This is a genomic window from Streptomyces albidoflavus (genome assembly GCF_000719955.1).
GTDB lineage: Bacteria > Actinomycetota > Actinomycetes > Streptomycetales > Streptomycetaceae > Streptomyces > Streptomyces albidoflavus.
On the sequence record NZ_JOII01000029.1, the window covers coordinates 35,259 to 60,442 of the forward strand.

Sequence of the window (25,184 nt, forward strand, 5' to 3'; positions counted from 1 at the left end):
GCGCGGGCCGGCCGGCCCGCGCCCCCTTCGGCGCTTCCCGCCCGGTGGTCAGTCGATCGCGCGGATCAGCTCACCGTCGGCGGTGTCCCCGCTCAGCTCCCAGAAGAAGGTGCCGGCCAGGCCCTCACGCTCCTTGAAGGCCATCTTCCCGGCGATGGTCGCGGGCGTGTCGTAGCTCCACCACTCGCCACCGCAGAGCGCGTACGCCGTCCCGCCGGCCTCACCGGTCGCCGGGCAGCGCTCCTTGAGCACCTTGTAGTCCTCGATGCCCTGCTCGTACACGCCGGAGGCGGGACCGCTCGCGCTGCCGCCCGGTGCCTCCTCGGTGACCCCGGACCAGCCGCGCCCGTAGAAGCCGAGGCCGAGGAGGAGCTTGGAGGCCGGGACGCCCGCCTCCTTCAGCTTGGCGATGGTCGCCTCGGTGGTGAACGAGGCGTCGGGGATCGAGTCGTACGCCGTGAGCGGCGAGTGCGGGGCGGTCGGGCCCTGGGCGTCCCAGGCGCCGTAGTAGTCGTAGGTCATCGGGTTGTACCAGTCGACGTACTGCGCGGCCCCGGCGTAGTCGGTGGCGTCCAGCTTGCCGCCCTCGGAGGCGTCGGCCGGGATCGCGGCGGTGACCAGGTACTCCTCGCCGAACTCGGCGCGCAGCGCGGAGACCACCTCGCCGAACGCCTCGGGGCCGCTCTCGTCGCAGGTCAGCCCGCAGGCGTTGGGGTACTCCCAGTCGACGTCGATGCCGTCGAAGACCTCGGCCCAGCGCGGGTCCTCGACCAGGTCGTGGCAGGACCTGGCGAACGCGGCCGGGTCCTTCGCCGCCTCGGTGAACCCGCCCGACCAGGTCCAGCCGCCGAAGGACCAGAGGACCTTCAGGTCGGGGTGGAGCTCCTTGAGCTTCAGGAGCTGGTTGAAGTTGCCGCGCAGCGGCTGGTCCCAGGCGTCGGCCTCCCCGTCCACCGACTCCTCGGCGGTGTACGCCTTCTCGGTCGCGGCGAAGCCGTCGCCCAGCGCGCACTTGCCGCCCTGGACGTTGCCGAAGGAGTAGTTGATGTGGGTGAGCTTGTCGGCCGACCCCGAGGTCTCGATGTTCTTGACGTGGTAGTTCCGGTCGTAGACGCCCCATTCCGTGAAGTAGCCGATCACCTTGGAGCCGGCCTGGGCCCCCGCCTCGGCCTGCGCCCCTGTGGTGGGGGAGGGCGCCGGTTCGGCGGAGGCGGTGGCGGCGCCGGCCAGGAGTCCGGCGCCGAGGACGGCGGAGGTGGCGGCCGCCAGCAGGGCCGTGAGGCGGGAGCGCGAACGGGTTCTGGGCATGGTGTCTCCTCGTGGGGGAGGTGGACGGGCGGCGGGGCGGACGTCACTTGTCATGCTCGCGACGCCTCGCTCACCGTTGCCGGAACCTTAGGAGGACTAGACCAGTCGGTCAATGGTTCGTACCAATGCGCGGGACGGTCCTCCAGGAGGGTCCCGGCCGCTCACCCGTGACGGGAGGGCCTCGATCGGGCATACTCAACGCGCCACAGCCGCTGGTCAGGCCCGGTGCACGCCCCACAGGGGCGGGACAGGGGCCGACGGTCCGCGACCCGGACCGCCGGCCGGCTGCGGCAGCGAGACCGGCGATGGCGCCACACCCCGTGCGCGGACGCCGGCATGCCCTGACACGGAGGAGAGCGCCCGCCATGAACGACCGCGCCCCGCAGGCGGTGGACCGTCAACTGCCCACCGAGGAGGCCCGGGACCTGATCTCGCTCGTCCGCGAGATGGTCCGCCGCGACATCGCACCGGCCACCGCGGAAGAGGAGGAGGCCGGCCGCTTCCCCCGCGAGACCTTCACCCGGCTCTCCGAGTCCGGACTGCTCGGCCTGCCCTACCCCGTCGAGTACGGGGGCGGGGACCAGCCCTACGAGGTCTACCTCCAGGTGCTGGAGGAGCTGGCCGCCGCCCGGCTCACCGTCGGCCTCGGTGTCAGCGTGCACACCCTCGCCTGCCACGCCCTCGCCGCCTTCGGCACCGACGAGCAGCGCGCCGCCCACCTGCCCGCGATGACCGGCGGCGGCCTGCTGGGCGCCTACGGCCTCTCCGAGCCGGCCGCCGGCTCCGACGCGGCCTCGCTGCGTACCCGGGCCCGCCGCGACGGCGACGACTGGGTGATCGACGGCTCCAAGGCATGGATCACCCACGGCGGGATCGCCGACTTCTACACCGTGATGGCCCGCACCGGTGAGGACGGCCCGCGCGGCATCACCGCCTTCTTCGTCCCCGGCGACGCCCCCGGCCTCAGCGCCGCCGCCCCCGAGCGGAAGATGGGCATGAAGGGCTCACCGACCGCCCAGATACACCTGGACGGCGTCCGGGTCGGCGACGACCGCCGCCTCGGCGACGAGGGGCAGGGCTTCGCCGTGGCGCTGGCCGCCCTGGACTCCGGGCGCCTGGGCATCGCCGCCTGCGCGACCGGGGTGGCCCAGGCCGCGCTGGACGCCGCGCTGGAGTACGCCTCGGGCCGGCGGCAGTTCGGCCGGCCGATCGCCGACTTCCAGGGGCTGCGCTTCCTCCTCGCCGACATGGCCACCCAGGTCGAGGCCGGACGGGCGCTCTACCTCGCGGCGGCGCGGCTGCGCGACGCCGGGCTCCCCTTCTCCCGGCAGGCCGCCATGGCCAAGCTCTTCTGCACGGACGCGGCCATGAAGGTCACCACCGACGCCGTCCAGGTGCTCGGCGGGTACGGCTACACGGCCGACTTCCCCGTCGAGCGGCTGATGCGCGAGGCGAAGGTGCTCCAGATCGTCGAGGGCACCAACCAGATTCAGCGCATGGTCATCGCCCGTCACCTGGCCGGGCCGGAGAGCCGCTGAACCGGAAGACCGGGGCCGCCGCCAGCCGGGACCACTCGGGGTCGCGGCGGCCCGGCAGGGTCCGTCCGTGGCGGGCCCACTGCTGGAACAGCGCCCGGTAGATGGGCGGGTCGGCCACAGGGGGAACCGATTCTTCCGACGAGCTGGGCGGCGGCACGGTCAGCCCGTGCCGGCGCCGTCCGTTCGCGGAGGGCGAAGAGGTCATGCCAGGCGAACGCCGTGCCCCGCCGGGGGGTCACGGGTGAGCCGCCGTTCGGGGGCCGCCCGGACCACGGGCGCGACGGGGTCCGGCGGGCGGCGCGTACGCCGCCACGCGCAGGACGTCGGAGCTCAGGCGGCCTGGCCGCGCACCCGCTGGAGGCCGATCGGCCGCGAACCGGGGCCGCCCACGTGAGAGAAGGGCTGCGTCCGCCAGTCCAGCGTCTGCGGCAGCGTCAGCAGCACGGCGGCGTCCTGGGCGTGACGGCCCGTCTCCTCCCCGGCGGGCAGCGCCTCGCCGGCCGGACGGCCGGTGCCGGAGCAGACGGTGAGCCCGAACGGGTCCCACGGGGTGGCGCACAGGGCGTGCTGCGGCAGCGTCTCCTCGTCGGCGAGGAGGGCGATGGGCTGCGCGCAGTCCGGGCACACGACGCGGAACATCCCGAAGGTCTCGTACGCGTCGAGCTCCTCCTCGGACTCCTCGACCGGGTCGGGCACCAGCTCGACGGCGGGCTGCTGCCTGCTGCGGGCAGCGCGATGGGAACGCTTGGCACTCTGCATGGGATTCTCCCCCTCGGGTGGGCCGACAAGGCGACTGCGGCCTCGGCCACAGCAAGCACTTCCCTGAGAGATCGACGGGTAATCACTTCGCGGGCGAGGACACGGCCGCATGGATGTGGCCTTGGTCACATGCCGGGCGCATTGTGCCGCGAACGGCGTAACGTTCGCGCCCCCGTCTGCGCGCGAGCCCCCGTCGTACGCCACCGTCCGCCTGCTGGTCCTCGGCTGCGGAGCGCCGTGAGCGCCCTGTAGGTTCTTGCGCCATGGAGGACCTGGACCGTCAGATCGTGCAGTTGCTCGTCGCTGACGGGCGGATGAGCTACACCGACCTGGGCAAGGCCACCGGCCTGTCCACCTCCGCCGTGCACCAGCGGGTGCGCCGGCTGGAGCAGCGCGGGGTGATCCGCGGCTACGCCGCCGTGGTCGACCCCGAGGCGGTGGGGCTGCCGCTGACCGCCTTCATCTCGGTCAAACCCTTCGACCCCAGCGCCCCCGACGACATCGCCGAACGCCTCGCCGGCGTCCCGGAGATCGAGGCGTGCCACAGCGTCGCGGGGGACGAGAACTACATCCTCAAGGTCCGCGTCACCGCCCCCGTCGCCCTGGAGGACCTGCTCTCCCGGGTCCGCTCCCTGGCCGGCGTCTCCACCCGCACCACCGTCGTCCTCTCCACCCCTTACGAGGCGCGGCCGCCCCAGCTCTGACCGCTCCCGCTCGGGGGGTCGGGCCCCTGGCGGGCTGTTCTGCCGGGCTCCGTCGCGGCGTCCCGGACCGTGACCGTGCCGGTCACCGATCGGCCTCAAGCGCCGGCCGGGCTGTTTTCTGCCGGGCTCCGTCCCTGACCTGCGGGGATCGGCCGGTCGCCCGTGGTGGCCTCAAGCGCCGGCCGGGCTGATCGTCCTCATGCCGGACGGGCCGTGTCCTCAAGCGCCGGACGGGCTGGGAAGTACGTCACCAAGCGCCGGACGGGCTGCGAAGGGTGTCTTCGAGCGCCGGACGAGGTTGGGAAGCGTCCACAAACGCCGGACAGGCTGAAGGGGTGTCCTCGGATGCCGGAGGTCTCGCGCCCCCCAGCGCACCACGGCGCGCGGGAGGTGGACCCGCGCGCCGTGCCCGGGTTCCGAGGGGCGAGACTGTTCCGCATGAGTGACAGCACCGCCCCGCCCCGGACCGAGCCCTCCGCCACCCGCACCGTGCTGCTGCGCGGCGGCGAGGTGCACAGCCCCGCCGACCCGTTCGCCACCGCGATGGTCGTCGAGCGCGGCCAGGTCGCCTGGGTCGGCTCGGAGGGCGCCGCCGACGCCTTCGCCGACGGCGTGGACGAGGTCGTGCACCTGGACGGCGCCCTGGTGACCCCCGCCTTCACCGACGCCCACGTCCACGTCACCAGCACCGGCCTGGCCCGCACCGGCCTCGACCTCTCCGGCACCCGCACCGTCGAGCAGGCCCTCGACCTGGTCCGCGCCCACGCCGAGGCCCGCCCGCACGACCGGGTGCTGCTCGGCCACGGCTGGGACGCCGCCCGCTGGCCCGGCCAGTTCCCGCCCGGCCGCGCCCAGCTGGACGAGGCGTCCGGCGGGCGCCCCCTGTACCTCTCCCGCATCGACGTCCACTCGGCGGTCGTCAGCACCGCCCTGCTGGACCTGGTGCCCGGGGTCACCGAGCGCGCCGGATACCGCCCGGACGCGCCCCTCACGGGCGACGCCCACCACGCCGTACGCGCCGCCGCCCTCGGCGCCGTGACGCCCGCTCAGCGGGCCGAGGCTCAGCGCGCCGCCCTGCGGGAGGCCGCCTCCCTGGGCGTCGGCTCCCTCCACGAGTGCGCGGGCCCCGAGATCAGCAGCGAGGACGACTTCACCGGCCTGCTCCGGCTCGCCGCCGAGGAGGCGGGGCCGCGCGTCACCGGCTACTGGGGCGAACTGGTCACCGGCCCCGAGGGCATCGACCGTATCCGCGACCTCGGGGCCCACGGGGCCGCCGGGGACCTGTTCGTGGACGGCGCCCTCGGCTCCCACACCGCCTGCCTGCACGCCCCCTACGAGGACGCGGGCCACACCGGGACCGCCCACCTCGACGCCGCCGCCGTCGCCGCCCACGTCGTCGCCTGCACCGAGGCCGGACTCCAGGCGGGGTTCCACGCCATCGGGGACGCCGCGCTGACCGCCGTCGTCGAGGGCGTCCGCGCCGCCGCCGAGAAGGCCGGCCTCGCCCGGATCAGGGCCGCCCGGCACCGCGTCGAGCACGCCGAGATGCTGACCGACGAGACCCTCGCCGCCCTCGCCGAACTCGGCATCACCGCCTCCGTGCAGCCCGTCTTCGACGCCCTGTGGGGCGGCGAGGACGGCATGTACGCCCAGCGGCTCGGCACCGAACGCGCCCGCACCCTCAACCCGTTCGCCGCCATGCTCCGCGCCGGCATCCCGCTCGCCTTCGGCTCCGACAGCCCCGTCACCCCCGTCGCGCCCTGGGAGGCCGTCCGCGCCGCCGCCTTCCACCGCACCCCGGAGCACCGCGTCTCCGTCCGCGCCGCCTTCACCGCCCACACCCGGGGCGGCTGGCGGGCGATCGGCCGGGACGACGCGGGCGTCCTCGTCCCCGGCGCCCCCGCCGACTACGCACTCTGGCGCACCGAGGAACTGCTGGTCCAGGCCCCGGACGACCGGGTCGCCCGCTGGTCGACCGACCCGCGCTCCGGCACCCCCGGGCTGCCCGACCTCACCCCCGGCGCCGAACTGCCGGTCTGCCTGGAGACGGTGGTCGGCGGCGAGACCGTGTACGTGCGCCCACCCGAGTGATCTGGCGGCGCGGCGCACCGCGGGCCAGGCCGCCGTCCCTGCCCGGCCCCGCCGCGGGCGCCCCGCCCCTGACCTGGACGTTCCCGAAGACGCCCCAGGTGGCACGGGTGTTGACAGAACCGCGAGGCGGACGGGTAGGTTCGGCCGGGTCCACCACTGGACGCCCGACCGGGGAACCCCCGAACCGTCGCCGTACGCCACTGGGTCAGGGGCGGTACGCCACCAGGCGCACCGCCACTGGGAGCCAGGCCCAGCGCCCGCGCCCGGGGACGAGGGAAGGTTCCGGCCGGCCGGCGGGTGCGACCCGGGTGGGGCCCGGAGGTTCAGTAGACAACGGTTTTCGGTCGACCCGCAGCCAGCGGGTCCCGGGCCGGCCCGAAGGACACCGGGCCCCCATTCCGTGCCGATCCCGGCACCGGGCCCAGCGCCCCGCCCGCACCCGCGGCACTCCCGGCGTCCGATCGGCTCCGCCCCCGGGACCATGAGCATTATGGTGGTGCCCTGTGCACGGACAGGTAAGGGGCAAAGGTGAACGACGGCGGTGACAGGGCTTCAGCGGCCCCGCGCGAGGAGTACGGTCCGCTCGGAACCACGCTGGTGATCATCCCGACGTACAACGAGGCCGACAATCTCGCGCCTGTCGTCGCCCGGGTCCGCGCAGCCGTCCCGGAGGCCCACGTACTGGTCGCCGACGACAACAGCCCCGACGGCACCGGGAAGATCGCCGACGAACTCGCCGCCGACGACGAGCAGGTCCACGTCCTGCACCGGGCCGGCAAGGAAGGGCTCGGCGCCGCCTACCTCGCCGGGTTCCGCTGGGGTCTGGAGCGGGAGTACGGCGTCCTGGTCGAGATGGACGCCGACGGCTCCCACCAGCCCGAGGAGCTGCCCCGCCTGCTCACCGCCCTCAAGGGCGCCGACCTGGTCCTCGGCTCCCGCTGGGTGCCCGGCGGCCGGGTCGTCAACTGGCCGCGCGGCCGCCAGCTCCTCTCCCGCGGCGGCAGCACCTACTCGCGGCTGCTGCTGGACGTGCCGCTGCGCGACATCACCGGCGGTTACCGCGCCTTCCGCCGCGAGACCCTGGAGAAGCTCGGCCTGACCGAGGTCGCCTCGCAGGGGTACTGCTTCCAGGTCGACCTCGCCCGCCGCGCCGTCCAGTCCGGCTGCACGGTGGTGGAGGTCCCCATCACCTTCGTCGAGCGCGAACACGGCGACAGCAAGATGAGCCGCGACATCGTCGTGGAAGCCCTCTGGCGCGTCACCGCCTGGGGCGTCGGCGGCCGCGTCAGCAAGGCCCTCGGGCGTACGCCGGGCTGATCCGCGCGGGGCCTTGATCATCCCGCCTCCGCGTCCCGGGCACCGGACAGGCACACTGGAGGCATGACGACTGGCGCACCGCCTCCCTCCCGCAACGCTCCGCGCTCCCGCCTGAGAACCTTCCTGCCGCTCGCCCTGGTGGCGTGGCTGATCCTGGAGGTCTGGCTGCTCACCCGGGTCGCCGAGGCGACCAGCGGGTTCATCGTGTTCCTGCTGCTCCTGGCCGGTGTCGTGGCCGGCTCCGCGCTGATCAAGCGGGCCGGCCGGCGCGCCCTGCGGAAGTTCCAGGAGACCGTCGCCCAGCAGCAGCAGGGCATCACCCCCGAGACCGACCGCAGCGGCGGCAACGCCTTCCTGCTCATCGCCGGGCTGCTGCTCATCCTGCCGGGACTGATTTCCGACGTGTTCGGCCTGGTCCTGCTGCTGCCCCCGGTCCGTACCGCGCTGGCGCGCCGCGCCGAACGTTCACTGGAACGGCGGATGGCCGCGGCCGGACCCGGCACCTTCGGCGGCGCCTTCCAGCAGGCCCGGATGCGAGCCCCCGACGGCAAGGTCGTCCAGGGCGAGGTCGTCCGCGACGACGAGCCGCCCCGGCCCGAGGGGCGCGACGACGACCCCCGGCCGCCGCTCACCCCCTGAGCCACAGGCCCCGAGCACGAAAAAGCCCGTGGGTCGTGCCGCCCGGTGAAAGGTGGCACGGCCCACGGGCCGAGAACGGTGCGTCAGGCGCACCGGAAGCGCCTCAGGCGGACTTCCGGCTGTCCCGCGGGTGCACCGCGATGTTCATGGCGCCGGAACGAAGGACCGCCAGCCGCTCGGCCAGCACCTCCTCCAGCTCCTCCCGCGTGCGCCGCTCCATCAGCATGTCCCAGTGCGTACGCGCGGGCTTGCCCTTCTTCTCCTCAGGTCCGTCGCCGTCCACCAGAAGTGCCTGGGCGCCGCAGACCTTGCACTCCCACTCCGGCGGAATCTCGGCCTCAACCGAGAACGGCATCTCGAATCGATGTCCGTTCTGGCATGCGTACTCCACGGCCTGGCGCGGGGCCAGGTCGATGCCGCGGTCGGTCTCGTAGCTCGTCACCACGAGGCGCGTGCCGCGAAGAGCTCGCTCACTCATGAATCGTGCCTCCCGGGCTTGTCGCCCACAGGACAGGTGTCGCTGTCGTCGTCATCCGGTCAACGTCCGGTCGGCGGTAAAGATTCCCGTTCAGGGTCATGCGTCGCCGTCGTAGCCGCCCCTTGTTGTACCCACCATCGCCCGGTTTGTCACATCTGACAGGGGATGCGCGCCCACACCGCACGTATTTCACGCGCAGTAACGGTACGCCTGGCGAGCCAAACGCGTACACTACCGCCGTTTTGCCGTCCGCGCTAAATCCGCCCCGGCACGGGATTGCCCGCGTCCAGGACGGCTCTGCGTACGGGTACCCGGGCCAGCAGCACGAAACCGATCACGAAGAAGAGGATCAGGGAGAGGATCGCGTCCCGGTAGCTCCCCGTGAACTGGTAGGTGAGGCCGAAGAGCAGCGGGCCCAGCCAGCTCATGCCCCGGTCGCTCATCTCGAAGGCCGCGAAGTACTCCGCCTCCTTGCCCGCGGGCACCAGGTGGGAGAAGAGCGAGCGGGAGAGCGCCTGGGTGCCGCCCAGCACGGTGCCGATGAAGGCCGCCAGCACGAAGAACCAGACGGGCGAGCCGGCCGGCAGGAAGTACCCGGCGGCCAGGATCAGCGTCCACACCACCAGCGAGCCCAGGATCGTGTTCCGCGCGCCGTGGCTCCGGGCCAGCCGCCCCATGCCGAGCGCCCCCGCCACCGCGAGGACCTGCACCAGCAGCACCGCCACGATCAGTGTCGACTGGTCCAGCCCCAGCTCCTCGGAGCCGAAGACCGACGCCTGGCTGATCACCGTCTGCACGCCGTCGTTGTACATCAGGTACGCCAGCAGGAACCCCAGGGTCAGCGGATGGCGCCGCATGTCCTTGACGGTCGCCACCAGCTGGCCCCAGCCGCCGCGCCGGGCCCCTACCGCCTCGGCGGGCAGCCGGCGGTCGCGCAGCCTGCGCAGCGGGACCAGCGTGAACGCGCCCCACCAGACGCCCGCCGAGGCGAGGCAGATCCGGACCGCCGTCGTCTCGTCCAGCCCGAAGGAGTCGTGCGCGGTGTACAGCACCAGGTTGGCCAGCAGCACCAGGGCGCCCGAGGCGTAGCCGAAGGCCCAGCCCTTGGAGGAGACGGCGTCGCGCTCCTCCGGCTCGGCGATCTGCGGCAGGTAGGAGTTGTAGAGGACCATCGAGACGGCGAGCGAGGCGTTGGCGACCACCAGTAGCAGGCCGCCCAGGAGGTAGCGGTCGCCGTCGAGGAAGAACATGCCGGCCGTCGCGGCGGCGCCCAGGTAGGCGGAGAGGGCCAGCAGCGGCTTCTTGCGCCCGGTGCGGTCCGCGGCGGCGCCCGCGAGCGGCATCACCACGATCGCCAGGATCACCGAGAGGGAGACGGTGTAGGCGAAGAAGGAGCCCGCGGCGACCGGGATGCCGAGCGGGTGGACGTATCCCTCGGAGTCGGCGGCCGTCTTGGCCACCGAGGTGAGGTAGGGGCCGAGGAAGACGGTCAGGACGCTGGTCGAGTAGACCGAGCAGGCCCAGTCGTAGACGTACCAGCCGCGCTGCTCGCGGCGTCTGGCCGCCGCCCGGCCGGACTCCTCGGCAGGTACCGTCCCGCTGCTCATCGTCTTCCCCCTCGCTCCTGGCCGCCGCGTGCGGCTCAGGCCCACTGCCCCCGGTCGCGCAGCACGTCGCGCAGTGTGCCGATGTGATCGGTCATGATGCCATCGACGCCGAGGTCCAGGAGCGCCGCCATCCGCCGGGGGTCGTTGACGGTCCAGACGTGCACCTGGAGGCCGCGTGCGTGCGCCGCCCGCAGGAAGCGGCGGTCCACCACCGGGACGCCGTACTGCGCCTCGGGGACCTGCACGCAGACCGCCGAGCCGCGCACCGGCGCCGGCAGCCCCCAGGACCGTAGCCGCAGGCCGAGGACGCCCCCGATGCCGTACGAGGTGGCCAGGCGCGGGCCGCCCAGGCGCTGGGCGCGGGCCACCCGGCTCTCCGAGAAGGAGCCGACGCAGACCCGGTCCCAGGCACCGGTGCGCCTGATCAGCTCCAGCAGCGGGACCAGCGCGGGCTCCGCCTTCACGTCGACGTTCCAGCGGGCCTCGGGGAAGCGTTCCAGCAGTTCCTCGAAGCGCGGCACCGGTTCGCTGCCCGCCACCCTGGCGCGGGCCACCTCGCTCCACGGCAGGTCGGCGATGCGGCCCGCCCGGTCGGTCACCCGGTCCAGGGTCGGGTCGTGGAAGGCGGCGAGCACGCCGTCGGCGGTGAGGTGGACGTCGGTCTCCAGGTACCGGTAGCCCGCCGCGACGGCCTCCGCGAAGGCGGCGGCCGTGTTCTCGCGGCCGCCCGCGGCCCCGCCGCGGTGGGCGAAGGGCAGCGGGCCGGGATGGTCCAGGTACGGATGGCGGGCCACAGGGGCGGAAGCGGTCACGGACGCAGTATGGCGCCGCCGGGTGCGGGCGCCGGGGCCGGGGCGGATGCGGCCGGGACCGCGAAGAGCCGCAGGAACCACTGGGCGAGCGGGCCTATGGACAGGGCGTACACCACCGTGCCGATGCCGACGGTGCCGCCGAGGAGGAAACCGCTCGCGACCACCAGCACCTCGATGCCGGTGCGGACCAGCCGCACCGAACGGCCGGTGGCCTGGTGGAGGCCGGTCATCAGGCCGTCGCGCGGGCCGGGGCCGAACCGGGCGGCTATGTACAGGCCGGTCGCGGCGCCGTTCAGGACGACGCCCGAGATCATCAGCGCCACGCGGGCGGCCAGGGGCTCGACGGCGGGGAGGACGGCGAGGGTCACGTCCAGGGCGAGGCCGACGACGAAGACGTTGCAGACCGTGCCGAAGCCCGGTCGCTGCCGCAGCGGTATCCACAGCAGCAGCACCGCCGCGCCCACCACGACCGAGACCGTGCCCATCGTCAGCCCGGTCAGCTCCGAGAGGCCCTGCTGGAACACCCCCCACGGCTCCAGCCCCAGCCCGCCCCGCACCAGCAGCGCGACGCTCACCCCGTACAGCGTGAGGCCGGTGAACAGCTGGAAGAGGCGGCGGGGGAGCCTGCGGGTGTGCGGGCGCGGCGCGAGGAACACCACAACCTCCAAGGTGGTGAAAGTGGACTGGTGCGTGTCACTCTGTGGCGGGCGAATGGTGGCCGCACAGGGCCAATTCGGGGAAGGTGGACTGACTTCATGACCGAGTGGACCTCGGTGACCGGCGCGGCTCAACTGGCCCGCCTGCTCGCCTCGCAGTCCTGGCAGACCCGGACCGGTCCCGGCGGACGCCGCCCGCCCGCCTACCGCGCCCTCGCCGACGGCGTCCGCCTGCTCATCCTGGAGGGCCGCCTCCCGGTCGCCGCCCGCCTCCCCGCCGAACGCGAGCTGGCCCTCGCCCTCGCCGTCAGCCGCACCACCGTCGCCGCCGCCTACGAGGCGCTCCGGAACGAAGGGTTCCTCGCCTCCCGGCGCGGCGCCGGCAGCTGGACCGCCGTCCCGGCCGGCAACCCGCTGCCCGCCCGGGGCCTCGAACCGCTGCCCCCCGAGGCGCTCGGCGCCCTGATCGACCTCGGCTGCGCCTCGCTGCCGGCCCCCGAACCGTGGCTGACCCGCGCCGTCACCGGCGCCCTGGAGTCCCTGCCGCCGTACGCCATGACCCACGGGGACTACCCGGCGGGCCTGCCCGACCTGCGGGCCACGCTCGCCGAGCGGTACACGCGGCTGGGCATCCCGACCATGCCCGAGCAGATCATGGTCACCACCGGGGCGATGGGCGCCATCGACGCCATCTGCCACCTCTTCGCCCCGCAGGGCGAGCGCATCGCCGTCGAGTCACCGAGCTACGCCAACATCCTCCAGCTCATGCGGGAGGCGGGCGCCCGGCTGGTCCCGGTCGCCATGGCCGACCAGCTGCGCGGCTGGGACCTGGACCGCTGGCGCCAGGTGCTGCGGGACGCCGCGCCCCGGCTCGCCTACGTCGTCGCCGACTTCCACAACCCGACCGGCGCCCTCGCCGACGAGGAGCAGCGCCGCGCCCTGGTGGAGGCGGCCCGCTCGGCGGGGACCGTGCTGGTCGTCGACGAGACCATGACCGAACTGGCCCTCGACCCGGAGCTGGCCCCCGCCCCCGACGGCACCTCGGCCCTGCCGCGCCGGGTCTGCGCCTTCGACCCGGCGGGCTCGACCGTGATCACCGTCGGCTCGGCCAGCAAGGCGTTCTGGGCCGGGATGCGGATCGGCTGGGTCCGGGCCGCCCCGGACGTCATCCGCCGCCTGGTCTCCGCCCGCGCCTACGCCGACCTCGGCACCCCCGTCCTGGAACAGCTCGCCGTGCACTGGCTGCTCTCCGGGGGCGGCTGGGAGGAGGCGGTCCGGCTCCGCCGCGACCAGGCGCGCGAGAACCGCGACACCCTGGTCGCCGCCGTCCGCCGGGAACTGCCCGACTGGAGCTTCGAGGTGCCGCGCGGCGGGCTCACCCTCTGGGTGCGCACCGGCGGCCTCTCCGGCTCCCGGATCGCCGCCCTCGGCGAACAGGTCGGCATCCGCGTCCCCTCCGGCCCCCGCTTCGGCGTCGACGGGGCCTTCGAGGGGTACGTACGGCTGCCGTTCACCGTCGGGGGAGCGGTGGCCGACGAGGCGGCGGTCCGGCTCGCCGCCGCCGCCCGGCTGGTCCGGGACGGGGTGCGCGGCGGCGCGGAGTCCCCGCGCAGCGTCGTCGCCTGAGGCACGGGCGCGCCCCGCGGCCGGCCGGGCTCGCGGGGCGCGGGGCGTACGGGTCAGAGGTCGGCGCCCGCCGGGACCGCGGGGGGCTCGGTGGGGGCCGGTGGCACCGGGAGCGGCTGGGGGCGCGGCGGCAGCAGCTCCAGCACGGCGCGCCGGTCGGCCTCGGCCGTCCCCTCGTCGTACGGGTCGGGCGCGGCCGGCACCTGGAGGCGCTGGACGGGGCCGTCGCCGAGCCGCACCCAGCCCCGGCCGGGCGGGGCGGCGACGGGGGTCGAGGTGTTCGGCGGGGCGCCGAGCACCAGGGCCACCTGCGCGGCGGAGGCGCGGCCCAGCACGACACGGGCCCGGGTGTGGCGGCGTACCGGCTCGGTGAGGGCCTCGGTGGAGTCGAACTGCTCGGCCACCACCACGGTGACCTGGGCGGCCCGCCCGTGCCGCAGCGGGACCTGGAGCAGGCTCTGCGGGTCGGTCCTGCCCTGGGCCTCGGCCAGGTGGGCGAGGGCGGCCGGGCGGTCGAGCAGGATCCACAGCGGGCGCCGGGTGTCCGGGGGCGGCGGGTGGCCCTCCTGCCGGGCCCGTCCCGCGGCGATGAGGCGGCGCTCGGTCTCGTGGCAGGCCCACTCCAGGCCGGTGAGCGCGCCGTCGAGGTCGCACTCGACGGCGAGGACGCCCTCCCGGCCGGTCAGGCACGCGTACTCGCCGGCCCCGCCGCCGTCGACCACCAGCACGTCGCCGTGGCGCAGCGCCTGGAGGGCGAGGGAACGCAGCAGCGAGGTGGTGCCGCTGCCGGGGTGACCGACGGCGAGCAGGTGCGGCTCGGTGGCGCGGGCGCCGGTGCGCCACAGCACGGGGGGCTCGTCCCGGGGGTCGCCGTCGGGGCCGGTGACCGGCAGGGTGCGGGCGGTGTCGGCGGCGTCGGTGAAGCCGAGCAGGTGCTCGCCGGGGGGGGTGGCGAAGGGCTGCGCGGTCAGGTCGCAGGGGAGCGGGGCGACGGCGGTGACGGTCAGCTCGTTGCCCTGCTCGTTCCAGTCGAAGCGGTACTCGCGGCCGCGTCCGAGCTTGGCGGCCAGGACCTGCTCGACGCGGAGCCGGGACTCGGGTTCGGCGTCGGTGAAGTAGCCGGGGTAGCGCAGCACCAGACGGTCGGGGTGGCCGCTCTCGTCGAAGCTGTGCGCGGCGAACGCCTTCTCCCGGTCGCCGCCGTAGGTGTAGAGGGGCGCCGGGTCGTCCGGGACGGAGAAGTAGGGGACGAGCGACTCGTAGAGCGAGGTGAGCCGCTGGCTCCGGGCGTCGTCGTCGCCCGCCGGCGCGGCGGGTTTGCGGTCGCGGCCCGTCCAGGCGGCCACCGCGAGCAGGGCGGCCCCGGCCAGCGGCAGGCCGTACCGGAGCAGCGAGAGGACCAGCAGGACCGCGGCGATCAGAAAGAGCAGGGGGCCGCGCCGGTCCTTGGGGGTGGCGGCCCACTTGCGCCGTCCGGCGGCTGCCAGGCGGCGCAGGCCGCGGCCGATCGTGATCAGCGGATGGAGGACGTCCGTGGCGTTGTCCGCCGCCGACCGGGCCAGCTCACGGCTCCGGACGATCGGGGCGGTGCCGCCGCGCAGAATGCTGGGGAGTGGGCGCCGGGCCACGTCTTGCTCCTCGGGGTGCGGGTGCGGACGGTCAGAACTTGATCCCGCCGAGCAGCCCGGCGAGGCTCGCGCCGCCCGCCGTGATGCTGGGGGCGATGGCGGTGCCCGCCAGGTAGAAGCCGAAGAGCGCGCAGACCACGGCGTGCGACGCCTTGAGGCCGTCCTTCCGGAAGAACAGGAAGACGATGATGCCGAGGAGGACGACGCCGGACATGGACAGGATCATGAGAGTTCTCCCTGGTGGGTGGGGGCAATCACCATCAGTTGTTCCAGGCTCACAGCATGTATCTGTACGACAAAAGGTGCAAACGGGGTAACTAGGGGTGTTTTCACTCGACTGGTACGTGTCAGGAGGCCCCCGGCGCCGGTCGGCGGCAGCCTCGGCCGGGGTGCGCCCAGGCGGCCCGGCGGGGGCAGTACCCTGGCGATTCACCCGGACGGCCCCACTGCCGTCCCGCCGGCCGGGCGCCCGCCCGGCCGCGCAGCCACCCCCACGAGAACGCGAAGGGCGTACCGCCGATGAGTGAGGCACCCGACCCCGAGGTCGTCGAGCTGGCCACCAAGATCTTCGACCTGGCACGCCAGGGGCAGGCCGCCCAGCTGGCCGCCTACGTCGACGCCGGAGTGCCGGTCAACCTCACCAACGACCAGGGCCACACCCTCGTCATGCTCGCCGCCTACCACGGCCACGCGGACGCCGTCCGCCTCCTGCTGGAGCGCGGCGCCGACCCCGACCGCGCCAACGACCGGGGCCAGACCCCGCTCGCCGGAGCCGTCTTCAAGGGCGAGGACGAGGTGGTCACCGCCCTCCTCGACGGCGGCGCCGATCCGGCCGCCGGAGCCCCCTCCGCCCTGGACACGGCCCGCATGTTCGGCAAGGACGAGCTGCTCGCCCGGTTCACCGCCGCCCAGGACGGTCCTGGCACGGCCTGAACCCTGCCGACCGGGGACGCCCGTTAAATCTGGTCGCGGCGCCGCGAGCCGCTGAGCCATCATGACGTCGTGATTCACGAGCGCGCGAGCTGGGCAGGAGCCGCATCATCGCGCGCACCGTGAACCGGCCCTCCCCGTGCCCCGTGGTGCGGGGACACCCTTGGGGCCACGGACGAGAGGCAGACAACGATGGACATCAGCACCCGCCGGCGGACGAGCGTGAAGAACGTCAAGACCTGTTGCGGCGCGGCCAGGTAGTGCACCGTCCCCGGTTGCGTCGACAGCTTGATGTGAGGCTCATCCATGTGTGATTCCGTCGATCCGGTCATAGCGCCCAGCGGTACTCTCCTCGGCCTGCTCCAGCGGGGCAGGGGAGACGGCACGCTGCACGCCCTGACCGCCCCCCGTTCCGAGGCGCTCGCCGCCCTCGACCAGTGCGTCCTGCGCGACCCCCGCCACGACTGGCAGGTGGAGAACCGCTCCCTCTACTACGCCCGGCTCTACCTCGACCTGGACGGCTCCCTGGACGCCGTCGAGGCGCACCTCTTCGCGCCCGAGGACCACACCGCCACCGGCGAGGAGCGCACCGGCCTGGCCGTCAGCGTCCTCGGCCACCTCGCCTCCTACGGGCGCGACGACGCCCTGGCCCTGCTGCGCCGGTACGCCGCGCACGGCGCCAACTGGCGCTGGGCCCTGGACGAACTGGCCGTACGCGACGACGACGCCGCCCTCGGCGCACTGGCCGCGCCCGTCCTCGCCCGGTTCCCCGCCACCCCCGAGGGGGAGACGGAACTGGCCGCGGCGGCCGCCGACAGCTACGAGCCGAGGCCCTGGCACCTGTGGGCCGAGGACCCCGACCCGGCGATCGGCCCCCGCGTCCGGGCCGCCCTGGAGCGGACCTCCTTCGGCCTGTGGCAACGCCAGCTCGCCACCCCCGACCGCCCCCAGTGGAGCGTCGACGGGGTCCTGACCTGGGCCCAGGAGGGCCACGACCGGGGCAACGACCGCCATGTGCCGGCCGCCCGGTGCCTGGCCACCGTCGCCACCGCCACCGACCGCCCGGCGCTGCTCGCCGCCGCCCGCGGCGGGCTGGACGGCGCCCGCGCCGCCGCCCTCAGCCACCTCGCCCGCAGCGGCGACCCGGCGGCGCTCGACCTCATCGAGGCCGCCGTCGCCGACGGGGCGCCCGTGGTCCGGGAGGCGGCGCTCGAGTCGCTGGGCCGGATGGACGGCACCCCCGTCCTGGTCCGCGCCCGTGGCTGGGCACGCCGCCCCGACGCCCTCGGCGCCGCCGCCGGACAACTCCTCGCCTGCCGGGGCTCGGCCGACGACGGCCCCCTGGTCCTGGCCGCCCTCCGCGAGGCGGTGCGCGGCACCGGCCCCGACGGGCCCGCCCTGTGGAGCCTGGTGGACGGCGCGGGACGCCTCGGCATCGCGCAGGCCGCCCCGGTTTTGCGCCACCTCTACCGCGAGACCGCCTCCTCCCACCTGCGCGGCCGCACCGCCCAGGCACTCGCCGCCACCGACGCCACCTTCGCCCGTGGCTTCGCCGTCGAATGCCTCTGGGACTGCGAGGAGACCACCCGCGAGGTCGGCGCCCGCCACGCCGCCACCGGCGACCAGCGCGTCGTCGGCCGCCTCCGCCGCCTCGCCGCCGACCCGGCCGAGGAGGCCGAGGTACAGACGGCGGTCCGCAGCCGCATCGGCCCGGACACCGCGGCGATCTGACGAACCGCCGGGGGAGGGGGACCCCCGGCGGTCGCACGGCGGAAGAGGGCGCCCGCCTCCGGGGACCGTGGTCCGGACGCGAGAGCGAGGACGGCCGACGGAACGCCCCGGCCCGGCCCCCTCATCGGTGCGTTTCGCCCGATGTCGGAGCAAGGATCTAGGCTGTCCCCCGTGACTTCGCCCGCCTCCACGGAACCCGCTCCGTCCCAGCTCAGCGCGGGGCCGCGCCCCGCGCCGGGCCCGGCCGCCGACGAGGGCCTGGCGCGGCGGCTGCGGGCGCTGGCCTGCACCGCGCCGCTGCACGACCTGGACACGCGTAAGGCCAACCTGGCGGGGGAGTACGCGGGGTACGCGATGGCCGAGGTGGCGCTGGCCGCCATCGACCTGGTCACGCTCCACATGGACTTCGACACCGGCGCGGACCACGAGCAGATAGTGGCCAGGCTGCTGCCCCGCATCGCCGCCCAGGCCCCCGGCCGCCCCGCCGCCGAGCACGAGCGCGTCGCCCGCTGGGTCCTGGAGAACCTCATCAACGTCGGCAGCGTCGACCGCGGTTTCCGCGCCGTCTACGGCACCTTCGGGCCCGACGGGAGCTACGTCCGCCGGGACTACGACTTCAAACTGGTCGAGGAGGTCCCCGGACGCGGCGGCAGCGTCTACCTCCGCACCACCGACGAGGCGGTCAACGTCCTGGTCGGCGCCCTCGACACGGACGTCACCAGCGCCCAGATCGCCGCCGAGGTCAAGCTGGAGGTGCTGATCAACCGGGGCCGTCTCGCCGACGCCCAGCTCGCCGCCGAACAGGCCAGGTACCGCACCGTCCAGTACTCGGAGACACTGCGCCGCGCCCTCGACGCCACCCGGCGCAACGTCCGGGCCGTCGACTGGCTCGGCGCCGTCCCCGACATGATCGCCGAGGCGCTCGACCACGTGGCCGACCGGTACCGCCACGAGAACGCCATCCTCACCAACATCCGCAAGGCGCGCGACGAGTCCGAGGACCCCGAGCAGAAACGGCGCGCCGCCGAACTGGTCGACATCGTCAAGGACTGCATCCGCCGCCACACCCAGCTCCAGGCCAGGCTCCTGGAGGCGGGCCCGCTCTTCCGCGCCGAACAGGACCGCCAGGCGTTCGCCGCCCCCACCGCCCGCACCGGCGTCGACCTCTACGGCCAGCTCCTCGCCCCCCTTCTGCCGCTCCCTGTCGAGCAGGCGCTGCGCGCCACCGACGCCTGGTTCGCCCACGGCACCGGACTGCGCACCCCGGCCTGTGTCCGCGTCGGCGACCTGGTCGACCTGCTGCTCACCCCGCCCGTCGAACGCGCCCACCTGGGCGCCGAGATGCCCGAGCCCGACCTGATCGCCACCCCGGACGACAGCCGCTTCAGCGAGGAGCAGCTCGCCGCCGCCCGCGACCTCCTCGACCTGGAGTGGGACGCGCCCCGCCGCCTCTCCGGCCTGCTCGCCGAGGCCCGCCGCCGCGACGAGGACCCGTACGGCCTGGCGTACCTGGTGGCCCTCATCGCCGTGCACGCCGCCTCCCCGCCGGTCGGCACCGCCTACCGGCAGGGCGAGCGCCGGCTGCTGTTCGCCGTGGACGACGGCACCGCACTCGACGACCCGCACTTCGGCGGCGCCGATCTCATCGTCGGCAGCGCCCTGCTCGACGCCGCCGGCATGGCGGCCGACCGCACGGAGTCCGCGTGACGGGCGGCCGCCGCACCCAGGCTCTCCCCTCCCCGGCCCCGCACGCCCGCCCGGGCACGTCCCACCACCAGGAGCACCACCCGTGACCGAGCAGACCACCGAGCCCGTACGGGAGGGCGCCGCCACCCCGGCGCCGCACACTCCCGCCGTCACCCCGGCCGACGCCGCCGACGCCGCCCGGCTGGTCTCCTTCGGCCTCCAGCCCCGGCTCCAGCCCGCCCGGGACGCCGAGTACGGCGAACTGCTGCGGCGGTACCGCGAGGACCCGCCCTTCGCCCGGCTCGCCGACGCCGTCGCCACCGGCCTCGGGCTGATCGTGCTGGAGGTCTCCGACCGCGCCGGCATGGCCGTCACCGCCGACGAGGACTCCGTCTTCGCCGTCCGCATGGGCGACTACGCCCGGCGCGCCGCCACCGACTCCGCCGACCGCTTCCTGCACGGCCTGGCCCATCTCGCCCTGGCCGCCATGGCGTTCCCCCGCCCCGAGGACCTCGCCGACGACGGCTACATCGGCCGCGTCACCGTCAACGGCGTGGACGCCTTCGTCCGCCAGGCCTGCCGCAAGCTGGAGGAGCGCGCCGAGGAGCAGGGCGACAACACCGACCCCGTCTCGGACGCCCCCGGCCTGGAGGCCGCCTGGCGCGTCTGGGCCCGGCGCAGCTCCACCGGCGCCACCAAGGACGCCCGCAGGCTCGCCGGTTCCACCACCGGCATCGTCGGCAAGGCCGCCGCCTTCCTCACCGAGTCCGGCTTCCTCCAGCGCACCGGCGACGAGTCCGGCGGGACGTACCGCACCACCGCCCGCTACCAGCTCCAGGTCCGCGACCTCGCGGGCGGCGCGGCCATGAGCGAACTCCTCGGCCTCGGCATCGTCCCCGTCAGCGACGGCACCGCCACCCTGCTCCCGCCCGACGAGGGCGACGACCTCGACCTGGTCGCCGACGCCGGACTGCCCTTCTCCTGACCGGCCGCCCGCCGCCCCACCGCAAGCCCCGCCCTCCGGCCGCCGCCGGACCGTACCGATCGCAACGAGAGTCCGCCGCCATGTACGAGTTGTCCCGGGTCCGCCTCTACTCCATCGGACCCGCAGGCGCCCGGTACGCCGACACCGTCCTGGACCTGCGCGGGGTCGGCAAGGCCGTGCCCAGACCGGCCCCCGCCCAGGCGGAGTTCTTCGAGGAGGAGCCGGTCGGCCCGCCGCGCAGGCCCGCCCCCGCCGGCGTCCTCTTCCTGGAGAACGGCGGCGGCAAGTCCGTCCTGCTCAAGCTGATCTTCTCGGTGATGCTCCCCGGCCACCGCAACACGCTCGGAGGCGCCAGCTCCGGCGTGCTCCGCAAGTTCCTCCTCGCCGACGACTGCGGCCATGTCGCCCTGGAGTGGCAGCACACCCTCACCGGAGAGACCGTCGTCGTCGGCAAGGTCAGCGAGTGGCGCGGCCGCCAGGTCTCCAACGACCCGCGGAAGTTCGCCGAAGCCTGGTACTCCTTCCGCCCCGGCCCCGGCCTCAGCCTCGACTCGCTGCCCGTCGCCGAGTCCACCACCGTCCCCGCCCCCGTCGAGGGCGCCTCCGGGGCGCGCGGCCGGCGCCGCACCATGAAGGGGTTCCGCGACGCCCTCACCGACGCCGGGAAGTTCTACCTCCACCTCGACGTGCACTGGGAGGAGACCCACGAACGCTGGACCGAGCACCTCGGCGAACTCGGCCTCGACCCCGAACTCTTCCGCTACCAGCGGGAGATGAACGCCGACGAGGGCGAGGCCGCCGGCCTCTTCGCGGTCAAGAAGGACTCCGACTTCACCGACCTGCTGCTGCGCGCCGTCACCGACACCCGCGACACCGACGGCCTCGCCGACCTCGTCCACGGCTTCGGCCACAAACTCGGCCGCCGCGCCGAACTCATCGCCGAACGCGACTTCACCGCCGGCTCCGTCGACCTGCTCGGCCGCATCGTCGAGACCACCGCCGAACGCGACCGCAGCCGCGACATCCACGCCGCCGCCGAACGCCGCACCCGCACCCTCGCCCGCAGCCTCTCCCTGCGCGCCCGCCACGAACGCGCCCGCACCGGCGACCTCGCCCAGCAGGTCACCACCGCCGCCCACCGCGTCACTGGGGCCGAGGACACCCGCTCCCGGGCTGCCCTGATCGCCGCCGAACTCGCCTACCGGCACGCCTCGCTCGCCCTCACCGTCGCCGAGAAGGCCGCCGCCGCCCAGCGTCGCGAACTCGCCGACGCCCGCACCCTGCACGCCGCCTGGCAGGCCGCCGAGGCCGTCCTGCGCCACCGCGCCGCCGCCGACCGCTCCACCCGCGTCGCCGACGCCATCCGCGAGGCCGAACGCGACGCCGCCCCCGCCCTCGCCGCCCGCTCGAAGGCCGCCACCGCCCTGGTCCGCGCCCTCGACGCCGCCGCCCGGGACGGCGAACGGGTCGCCACCGAACTGGAGGAGCGCGCCGCCCACCTCCAGGACGAGGGCGAGGCCGCCCACCGCGACGCCACCGCCGCCGCCACCGAGGCCCAGCGCGCCCGCAGCGAGACCGGCCACCTGCGCCAGCGCCTCGCCGAGGTCGAGCAGGAGACCGAGGAAGCCGTACGGGCCGGCTGGCTGGAGGCCGGCGCCGCCGACAGCGACCCCGCCCGGGCCGCCCTCGCCGCCACCGATGCCGAGCAGGAGGCGGCCGGCGCCTGGGAGAGCGCCCGCGAACGCGCCCACCGCGCCGCCGACCACGCCAAGGAGTGCGCCGCCGACGAGGCCCGCGCCGACCTCGCCGCCGCCCGCGCCCACGACGCCGCCGACGCCGCCGCCCGCGCCCACGAGGCCGAACAGCGCACCGCCGCCGCCCTCGCCGCCGAACCCCGGCTCGCCGAACTCCTCGGCCTGCCCGCGCCCGACAGCGAGGAGGGTCCGCTCACCGCCGCCGAACTCGACCGCTCCGCCGACCGCCTCGCCGCCCTCCTGGACGAGGGCGTCACCGCCGCGGAACGCCAGCTCTTCGACCTGCGGACCGCCGCCGCCGACGACACCCGCATCCTCGGCGCCCTCGGCGACGGCGGGCTGCTGCCGCCCGGCCCCGACGTCCTCGCCACCGTCGAGTACCTCGGCGAACAGGGCATCCCCGCCCTCCCCGGCTGGCGCTACCTCGCCCAGGCCGTCGACCCGGCCGAGCACGCCGCCGTCCTCGCCGCCCGGCCCGAACTGGTCGACGGCGTCGTCATCACCGACCCCGACACCCACAGCCGGGCCCGCGCCGTCCTCGCCGACGCCGCCCTGCTGCCCCGCTCCGCCGTCGCCGTCGGCACCTCCGCCGCCCTGCTCGCCCCGGCACCGCGTACGGGCGGTTCCGACGCCGCCGACCAGGGCGTCTTCCTCGTCCCGCCCAACCCGGCCATGCACGACGAGTACGCCGCCGACGAGGAGCGCCAGGCCCTGCGCGCCCGCGCCGCCGCCCGCGACGAGGAGATCCGGGCGCTCGCCGCCCGCCTCGCCAAGGACCGCGAACTCGCCGCCCGGCTCACCTCCTGGCGTACCGGCTGCCCGGCGGGCCACCTCACCGAGCTGGGCGCCACCGCGGACCAGGCCCAGGAGCACGCCGACACCGCCGCCCACACCCTCCAGCAGGCCCGCACCGCCCGCGCCGAGGCCGACGAGGCCGCCGGCGAGGCGGCCCGGGTCCGCGACGACAGCCAGGAACGCGCCCAGCGGGCCCGGCGCGCCGCCGACGCCCTCGCCGGCCTCGCCCACCGGCTGCGCGAGCGCCCCCGCTGGCAGGCCGCCCTGCGCGAACTGGCCGAGACCGCCGCCACCAGCGAGGAGCGCGCCCAGACCTGCCTGGACCGGGCCCGCTCCGCCGACGAGGACCGCCGCGCCGCCCAGCGCGCCGCCGACGACGCCCGCCGCACCGCCCGCGCCCTGCGCGCCGAACGCGCCGAGATCGCCGGTGTCCCCGACGACGCCGAACTCCCCGCCTCCACCGACACCCCGCGCGTCTCGCTGCCCGCCCTGCGCGAGGCGTACCGCTCCGCCTCCCAGCTGTACGAGAAGGTCGGCGTCGGCGCCGACCTCCGGGCCGAGCAGGCCCGCGCCGAGAGCGACGAGTCGGCGGCCCGCGCCGAACTCGACCGGCTCAGCAACAAGGTCCGCAACCGCGCCGCCCAGCTCCTGGAGGACCCCGACGGCGCCGACGGGCCCTCCCGCCAGGCCGCCGCCGCCCGCGCCGAGGCGCTCGTCCAGATGCTGGAGACCCGCTCGGCCGCCGCCAGCGAACAGCTCGGCCGGCTGCGCGGCGAGGCGGAGCGGCACGCCCCCGAGGAGGGCGAGGCCCACACCGAGCTGCCGCCCGAGCAGGTGCCCGCCGATGTCGAGGCGGCCCAGCGGCTGCTGCGCGCCGCCACCGCCGAACTCGCCGGGCGCACCGACGAACTGGCCGCCGCCCGCGAGGCGCACGGCGAACTCCTCCACGCCCACCGCGCCGCCGAGGAGGCCACCGCGGGCTTCGAGGAGACCGCCTCCCTCCTGCGCGACCTGCTCCGCGATCCGCAGGACACCCGCGACACCGACGACGAGAGCGGCGTCCAGGCCCCGGACCAGTACACGGGCAGCCTGGACGAGGCCCGACGCGCCGCCGCCGAGGCCCGCCGCTCCCTGCGCGGCTGCGCCGCCGACCTCTCCGGCGCCGAGTCGGCCCTCCGCGAGACCAGCGACATCCTGGTCCGGCACGCCAACTCCAGCCGCTACGAGCAGGTCCGCACCCCCGCCCGCGCCCAGATCCGCGAACTCCCCGCCGCCGCGCTGCCGGAACACGCCGCCAAGTGGGCCGAGGCGTTCGCGCCGAGGCTCCGGGTCCTCACCGACGAACTCGACCAGCTGGAACGCAACCGCGACTCGATCGTGGACCGGCTGCGCGGCCTGGTCGAGTCCTCCCTGGCCACCCTCCGCTCCGCCCAGCGGCTCTCCCGGCTGCCCGAGGGGCTGGGGGAGTGGTCGGGCCAGGAGTTCCTGCGCATCCGCTTCGAGGAGCCCGACCAGACCACCCTGGTGGAGCGGCTCGGCGAGGTCATCGACGAGGCCACCAGCACCGCCGTCCGCAAGAACGCCGACCTGCGCCGGGACGGCATGTCCCTGCTGCTGCGCGGCGTCCACGCCGCCCTCCAGCCGCGCGGCGTCTCCGTCGAGATCCTCAAGCCGGACGCCGTGCTGCGCGCGGAGCGCGTCCCCGTCGGCCAGATGGGCGACGTCTTCTCCGGCGGCCAGCTGCTCACCGCCGCCATCGCCCTCTACTGCACGATGGCCGCCCTGCGCAGCAACGACCGGGGCCGCGACAAGCACCGCCACGCCGGCACGCTCTTCCTCGACAACCCCATCGGCCGCGCCAACGCCACCTACCTGCTGGAACTCCAGCGTGCCGTCGCCGACGCCCTCGGCGTCCAGCTCCTGTACACCACCGGCCTCTTCGACACGACCGCGCTCGCCGAGTTCCCCCTGGTCATCCGCCTCCGCAACGACGCCGACCTCCGCGCGGGCCTGAAGTACATCAGCGTCGAGGAACACCTCCGCCCCGGCCTGCCCCAGCAGGACCCGCAGGAGGAGACGGTGCATGGGGAGATCACGGCCACCCGGATGTACGTCAAGCCGCGGGAGGACGAGGCGTGAG

At 75.1% G+C, this 25,184-nt stretch carries 19 protein-coding genes; 11 read left to right on the forward strand and 8 right to left on the reverse strand.

Annotation, left to right across the window (positions count from 1 at the left end; all coding sequences use genetic code 11):
* Positions 1 to 48: 48 nt before the first annotated feature.
* Positions 49 to 1,308, reverse strand: a complete 1,260-nt coding sequence (locus IF45_RS0124600; protein WP_030309630.1) for a glycoside hydrolase family 18 protein — start codon at positions 1,306 to 1,308, stop codon at positions 49 to 51.
* Between the two features lie 365 nt (positions 1,309 to 1,673).
* Between IF45_RS0124600 and IF45_RS0124605 the strand changes: the two genes are divergently transcribed.
* A complete protein-coding gene (locus IF45_RS0124605) occupies positions 1,674 to 2,846 on the forward strand; it encodes an acyl-CoA dehydrogenase family protein (RefSeq protein ID WP_030309633.1) in 1,173 nt (390 codons plus the stop codon).
* 330 nt (positions 2,847 to 3,176) lie between these two features.
* Here the strand turns inward: IF45_RS0124605 and IF45_RS0124610 are convergent, their stop codons facing one another.
* Positions 3,177 to 3,605, reverse strand: a complete 429-nt coding sequence (locus tag IF45_RS0124610; RefSeq protein ID WP_003946974.1) for a hypothetical protein — start codon at positions 3,603 to 3,605, stop codon at positions 3,177 to 3,179.
* 263 nt (positions 3,606 to 3,868) lie between these two features.
* Here IF45_RS0124610 and IF45_RS0124615 point away from each other — a divergent pair, with 263 nt between their 5' ends.
* From IF45_RS0124615 to fxsA, 4 genes are all read left to right on the forward strand, one after another.
* The gene (locus IF45_RS0124615; protein WP_008407389.1) at positions 3,869 to 4,309 is read left to right on the forward strand and encodes an Lrp/AsnC family transcriptional regulator; all 441 of its coding nucleotides are present in this window, start codon (positions 3,869 to 3,871) and stop codon (positions 4,307 to 4,309) included.
* Positions 4,310 to 4,747: 438 nt separating this feature from the next.
* Positions 4,748 to 6,400, forward strand: a complete 1,653-nt coding sequence (locus IF45_RS0124620) for an amidohydrolase (protein WP_030309635.1) — start codon at positions 4,748 to 4,750, stop codon at positions 6,398 to 6,400.
* Between the two features lie 528 nt (positions 6,401 to 6,928).
* Positions 6,929 to 7,717, forward strand: coding sequence for a polyprenol monophosphomannose synthase (locus IF45_RS0124625; protein WP_003946971.1), 789 nt, complete (start codon positions 6,929 to 6,931; stop codon positions 7,715 to 7,717).
* Positions 7,718 to 7,780: 63 nt separating this feature from the next.
* Positions 7,781 to 8,356, forward strand: coding sequence for an FxsA family membrane protein (gene fxsA, locus IF45_RS0124630; RefSeq protein WP_008407385.1), 576 nt, complete (start codon positions 7,781 to 7,783; stop codon positions 8,354 to 8,356).
* Between the two features lie 103 nt (positions 8,357 to 8,459).
* Here the strand turns inward: fxsA and IF45_RS0124635 are convergent, their stop codons facing one another.
* The 4 genes from IF45_RS0124635 to yczE form a co-directional block, all read right to left on the reverse strand.
* Positions 8,460 to 8,834: an RNA polymerase-binding protein RbpA gene (locus IF45_RS0124635; RefSeq protein ID WP_003946969.1), complete on the reverse strand. Its 375-nt coding sequence runs from the start codon at positions 8,832 to 8,834 to the stop codon at positions 8,460 to 8,462.
* A gap of 254 nt (positions 8,835 to 9,088) precedes the next feature.
* Positions 9,089 to 10,441 carry an MFS transporter gene (locus IF45_RS0124640; protein WP_030309638.1) on the reverse strand — a complete coding sequence of 451 codons (1,353 nt, stop codon included), beginning with the start codon at positions 10,439 to 10,441 and terminating at the stop codon, positions 9,089 to 9,091.
* A gap of 35 nt (positions 10,442 to 10,476) precedes the next feature.
* Positions 10,477 to 11,235 carry a glycerophosphodiester phosphodiesterase family protein gene (locus IF45_RS0124645; protein ID WP_030309640.1) on the reverse strand — a complete coding sequence of 253 codons (759 nt, stop codon included), beginning with the start codon at positions 11,233 to 11,235 and terminating at the stop codon, positions 10,477 to 10,479.
* Between the two features lie 14 nt (positions 11,236 to 11,249).
* The gene (yczE, locus tag IF45_RS0124650; protein ID WP_030309642.1) at positions 11,250 to 11,909 is read right to left on the reverse strand and encodes a membrane protein YczE; all 660 of its coding nucleotides are present in this window, start codon (positions 11,907 to 11,909) and stop codon (positions 11,250 to 11,252) included.
* Positions 11,910 to 12,008: 99 nt separating this feature from the next.
* Between yczE and IF45_RS0124655 the strand changes: the two genes are divergently transcribed.
* Positions 12,009 to 13,535 carry an SCO1417 family PLP biosynthesis transcription factor gene (locus IF45_RS0124655; RefSeq protein ID WP_030309644.1) on the forward strand — a complete coding sequence of 509 codons (1,527 nt, stop codon included), beginning with the start codon at positions 12,009 to 12,011 and terminating at the stop codon, positions 13,533 to 13,535.
* A 53-nt stretch (positions 13,536 to 13,588) separates the two neighbouring features.
* Here IF45_RS0124655 and IF45_RS0124660 read toward each other — a convergent pair whose 3' ends face one another.
* Entirely contained in the window at positions 13,589 to 15,163 is a 1,575-nt protein-coding gene (locus IF45_RS0124660; protein ID WP_030309645.1) for a membrane protein, read from the reverse strand.
* 31 nt (positions 15,164 to 15,194) lie between these two features.
* Positions 15,195 to 15,389: a hypothetical protein gene (locus IF45_RS0124665; RefSeq protein ID WP_003946963.1), complete on the reverse strand. Its 195-nt coding sequence runs from the start codon at positions 15,387 to 15,389 to the stop codon at positions 15,195 to 15,197.
* A gap of 293 nt (positions 15,390 to 15,682) precedes the next feature.
* Here IF45_RS0124665 and IF45_RS0124670 point away from each other — a divergent pair, with 293 nt between their 5' ends.
* From IF45_RS0124670 to IF45_RS33630, 5 genes are all read left to right on the forward strand, one after another.
* On the forward strand, positions 15,683 to 16,096 hold the full coding sequence (locus tag IF45_RS0124670) for an ankyrin repeat domain-containing protein (RefSeq protein WP_030309646.1): 414 nt from the start codon (positions 15,683 to 15,685) through the stop codon (positions 16,094 to 16,096).
* A 303-nt stretch (positions 16,097 to 16,399) separates the two neighbouring features.
* Positions 16,400 to 17,824 carry a HEAT repeat domain-containing protein gene (locus IF45_RS0124680; protein WP_008410850.1) on the forward strand — a complete coding sequence of 475 codons (1,425 nt, stop codon included), beginning with the start codon at positions 16,400 to 16,402 and terminating at the stop codon, positions 17,822 to 17,824.
* 171 nt (positions 17,825 to 17,995) lie between these two features.
* Positions 17,996 to 19,531 (forward strand): hypothetical protein, encoded by a 1,536-nt coding sequence (locus tag IF45_RS0124685; RefSeq protein ID WP_018471503.1) that lies wholly within the window; start codon positions 17,996 to 17,998, stop codon positions 19,529 to 19,531.
* 82 nt (positions 19,532 to 19,613) lie between these two features.
* On the forward strand, positions 19,614 to 20,495 hold the full coding sequence (locus tag IF45_RS0124690; RefSeq protein WP_008410854.1) for a membrane protein: 882 nt from the start codon (positions 19,614 to 19,616) through the stop codon (positions 20,493 to 20,495).
* A gap of 80 nt (positions 20,496 to 20,575) precedes the next feature.
* A complete protein-coding gene (locus IF45_RS33630) occupies positions 20,576 to 25,183 on the forward strand; it encodes a hypothetical protein (RefSeq protein WP_030309647.1) in 4,608 nt (1,535 codons plus the stop codon).
* Position 25,184: the final 1 nt, after the last annotated feature.

Bases quoted from the DNA above. Each gene is read 5' to 3' on its own strand.
- IF45_RS0124670 (WP_030309646.1), top strand. From the start codon at position 15,683: ATGAGTGAGGCACCCGACCCCGAGGTCGTCGAGCTGGCCACCAAGATC.
- IF45_RS0124610 (WP_003946974.1), bottom strand. From the start codon at position 3,605: ATGCAGAGTGCCAAGCGTTCCCATCGCGCTGCCCGCAGCAGGCAGCAG.
- IF45_RS0124635 (WP_003946969.1), bottom strand. From the start codon at position 8,834: ATGAGTGAGCGAGCTCTTCGCGGCACGCGCCTCGTGGTGACGAGCTAC.
- IF45_RS0124655 (WP_030309644.1), top strand. From the start codon at position 12,009: ATGACCGAGTGGACCTCGGTGACCGGCGCGGCTCAACTGGCCCGCCTG.
- IF45_RS0124620 (WP_030309635.1), top strand. From the start codon at position 4,748: ATGAGTGACAGCACCGCCCCGCCCCGGACCGAGCCCTCCGCCACCCGC.
- IF45_RS0124640 (WP_030309638.1), bottom strand. From the start codon at position 10,441: ATGAGCAGCGGGACGGTACCTGCCGAGGAGTCCGGCCGGGCGGCGGCC.
- IF45_RS0124680 (WP_008410850.1), top strand. From the start codon at position 16,400: ATGTGTGATTCCGTCGATCCGGTCATAGCGCCCAGCGGTACTCTCCTC.
- IF45_RS0124600 (WP_030309630.1), bottom strand. From the start codon at position 1,308: ATGCCCAGAACCCGTTCGCGCTCCCGCCTCACGGCCCTGCTGGCGGCC.
- IF45_RS33630 (WP_030309647.1), top strand. From the start codon at position 20,576: ATGTACGAGTTGTCCCGGGTCCGCCTCTACTCCATCGGACCCGCAGGC.
- IF45_RS0124615 (WP_008407389.1), top strand. From the start codon at position 3,869: ATGGAGGACCTGGACCGTCAGATCGTGCAGTTGCTCGTCGCTGACGGG.
- fxsA (WP_008407385.1), top strand. From the start codon at position 7,781: ATGACGACTGGCGCACCGCCTCCCTCCCGCAACGCTCCGCGCTCCCGC.
- IF45_RS0124665 (WP_003946963.1), bottom strand. From the start codon at position 15,389: ATGATCCTGTCCATGTCCGGCGTCGTCCTCCTCGGCATCATCGTCTTC.
- IF45_RS0124605 (WP_030309633.1), top strand. From the start codon at position 1,674: ATGAACGACCGCGCCCCGCAGGCGGTGGACCGTCAACTGCCCACCGAG.